Here is a 2,098-nt window from a genome sequence, read left to right on the forward strand (position 1 = left end):
GACGGTGCATGCACCCCCAGCCCCTTCAGGTACGGCACCGACGCGAGCGTGATCGTCCGGCCGTCGGCCGCGCCCTGCTCGCCGTTGCTGCGGTCGACCTCGTACGGCCCCCAGCCGTTGGCGGGCGTGCCCACCACCGGCAGCTGGCTGACAGGCGTGCGCGGAATGATGTCGCGCGTCGCGGTCGCGGTGGCGCCGGACGAATCGCGCACCGTCAGCGTGATGCGCAGCCACATGTTGGCCTCGGTCGCCTCGAAGTCCGGCACCGTGAAGCTGCCGCTCGATGCGCCGCTGACCGGCGTCACGAACGAGTGCGCATGCGAGTCGTGCTGGAAATCGACCTTCCAGGTGAACGCGCTCGCCGGCAGCGTGCCGTCTTCCGGGTCGCTGCCGCTGCCGGAGTACGAGACCACGTCGCCGGTCGCGAAGCCCGCGCCGGCCGCCGGCGTCAGGATGGTCGCGGTCGGCGAGCGGTTGGTCGTGACCGTCAGCGTCGCCGCGTTCGACGTGACGCTGCCCGACGCGTTGGTGACCACCGCACGGAAGCTCGCGCCGGTGTCGTTGACCGTCGTCGTCGCGAGCGTGTAGCTGCTGGCAGTGGCGCCCGGGATGTTGGCGCCGTTGCGCTGCCACTGGTAGCTGGTCGCGCCATCGGCGCCGACGCTGAAGGTCGCCGCCGTGCCGACGTACACCGTGATGCTCTGCGGCTGCGCGGTGATGGCCGGGGCCTGGCTGCCGGTGTAGCTGATCTTGCTGACGGTGCCCGCGCCCGGCGCCGGCGTGCCGGTGCCCTGGTTGCGCGCCAGGTAGTACAGCGCGCCGCTCGGCGACACGCCGATGTTGGTCGGGTTGCCGATGCCGCTCGCGAAGTTGTTGATCACCGTCGGCGACGCGAGGCTCAGCGACTTGATGGTGCCGTTGCAGAAATCGGCGAAGAACAGCTGGCCCACGTAGCTCGCGGGGAAGCGGGCGGTGGCCGGGTTGTAGAACTGCGTGCCGGTGATCGAGCAGCCCACCGAGTGCGAGTAGGCGTAGATCGGGTTGATGTAAGAGGCATTGCTGCCGGTGCCCTCGACCGCCGGCCAGCCGTAGTTGCCGCCGGCCTGGCCGCGGTTGATCTCCTCCCAGCTGCCCTGGCCGACATCGCCGATCACGATCGCGCCGGTAGTCGGCTGGATGTCCAGCACGAACGGGTTGCGGARGCCGAGCATGTAGTTGGCCTTGTATGCGCTCGCGTTGTTGAAGAACGGGTTGTCCGACGGGATGGTGCCGTCGGCGTTGATGCGCAGCACCTTGCCGAAGGCGCTCGCGAGGTTCTGCGAGTTCGAGGTGGCGACCGGCTGCGGGTTGTCCTCGTGGTTGCCGACCGCGACGTACAGCTTGCCGTCGGTGCCGAAGCGCATCGCGCCGCCCATGTGCCACTTGGTCGCGCTCGGGATGTCGGGCAGCTCGAAGACCACGCGTTCGCTGCCGGCCACCACGGTGTCGGCTGCCTCGGTGACGCGGATCACGCGGTTGCGCGAAACGCTGCCGACCACCGTCGAGCAGTAGAAGTAGACGTAGTGGTTGGTCGCGAACGCGGGATCGGGCACCACGCCCAGGCAGCCGCGCTCGTTGCTCGAGTCGACGTTGGCGAAGGCGTGGAAGTTGGCCGCCAGCATCGCGTCGTTCTTGATGATGCGCACGATGCCGTTCTGCTGCACCACCAGCACGCGGCCATCGGGCATCACCGCCATCGAGGTCGGGCTGGTGAGGCCGGTGGCAACCTGGGCGTCGACGAAGCCGGTCGGCACGCTGGCCGCCAGCGCGGGGCCGGCGAGCAGTGCACCGGCCGCGAGGGCGCCGCACAGGCGGCGCAGTCGGGTGAGAAGCTTCATGGGTTGCTCCCTGAGGTTCACTTGACGATGACGGTGTACATGCTCACGCCGGTGTTGTTCAGCGGCCCGAGCGAGACCGTCCCGGCCGGGAAGTTCTTGCGGTACAGCACGAAGGTGCGCCCCGGCGACTCGCTGTTGACGATCTGCAGCCCCGAGTTGGTCCAGCCGCTCATCCACGACGGCGCGCCCGTGCGGTTGTCGATGCCCACGTACACGTCGGC

Annotated in this window: 2 protein-coding genes; both read right to left on the bottom strand. The window is 69.2% G+C overall.

Going from position 1 to position 2,098, the window contains the following annotated elements:
- Nucleotides 1-1,877: PQQ-dependent sugar dehydrogenase (locus AC1D15_RS28740; protein ID WP_477828701.1), on the bottom strand; the 1,877-nt coding region annotated here is incomplete at its 3' end.
- A gap of 17 nt (nt 1,878-1,894) precedes the next feature.
- The coding region (locus tag AC1D15_RS28745) for a hypothetical protein (protein WP_477828702.1) at nt 1,895-2,098 on the bottom strand (204 nt) is incomplete at its 5' end.

This window comes from Rhizobacter sp. P2_H2, assembly GCF_056403375.1.